This window comes from Stenotrophomonas pictorum JCM 9942 (assembly GCF_001310775.1).
In the GTDB taxonomy this organism is placed as follows: Bacteria; Pseudomonadota; Gammaproteobacteria; order Xanthomonadales; family Xanthomonadaceae; genus Stenotrophomonas; species Stenotrophomonas pictorum.
This window is the reverse complement of sequence record NZ_BAZI01000648.1, coordinates 1-999: the sequence shown is the minus strand read 5'-3', so window position 1 is coordinate 999 and position 999 is coordinate 1. Positions and strand designations below refer to the sequence as shown.

The window sequence follows — 999 nt, the reverse complement described above, 5'->3', positions numbered from 1 at the left end:
GCATGGCCGCCGTTGCCACGGCGCGGCGCCTTCTGACCACCGGGCTGCTCGGCCTTGCCCGGCGCGCTGTTGCCCCAGCGGATCGGGGTCTGCGGCACGAAACCCGGCACATCGGTGATGTCCATATCGCGACCGAGCATGCGCACGATCTGACGCAGCAGCTTGGCCTCGTCCTGCGCCACCAGCGAAATCGCCTCACCGGTGGAGCCGTTGCGGCCGGTACGGCCGATGCGGTGCACGTAGTCTTCCGGGACCATCGGCAGGTCGTAGTTGATGACCTTGGGCAGCTCGTTGATGTCGATGCCACGGGCGGCGATATCGGTGGCCACCAGCACGGTCACGCGACCGGCCTTGAAGTCGCTCAGGGCACGCAGGCGCTGGCCCTGGCTCTTGTTGCCATGGATCGCGGCGGTCTTGATGCCGGATTTCTCCAGAAACTGGGCCAGCTTGTCGCAGCCGTGCTTGGTGCGGCCGAACACCAGCGTCTGCACGCGGGAATCCTCGGCCAGCAGGTGCAGCAGCAGCTCGCGCTTGCGGCTGCCATCGACCGGATGCACGCGGTGGGTGATGGTCTCGGCCACGGTATTCTTCGGCGTGACCTGGATCTGCTTCGGGTTGTGCATGAACTCCAGCGCCAGCTGCTTGATGCTCTCCTCGAACGTGGCCGAGAACAGCAGGGTCTGGCGGTTCTGGCGCGGCAGCTTGGCCAGGATGCGCTTGATCGAGGGCAAAAAGCCCATGTCGAGCATGCGGTCGGCCTCGTCCAGCACCAGGATCTCGATCCCGGACAGGTCGATGCTGCGACGCTCCAGGTGGTCGATCAGGCGGCCCGGGCAGGCGACCAGCAGGTCCACGCCACGGCGCAGCACATCCAGCTGGTTGCCCATGCCGACGCCACCGTAGATGCAGGCGCTGGGGATGCGCAGGTACTTGCTGTAGCCGCGCAGGCTGTCATGCACCTGGGTGGCCAGCTCGCGGGTCGGTGCCAGCACCAGCGCC

Annotated in this window: 1 protein-coding gene; it reads right to left on the bottom strand. The window is 66.9% G+C overall.

Annotated elements, in window-relative coordinates; all coding sequences use genetic code 11:
- Positions 1-999 (bottom strand): DEAD/DEAH box helicase (locus JCM9942_RS16775; RefSeq protein WP_054660972.1); only part of this gene is annotated, 999 nt, incomplete at both ends.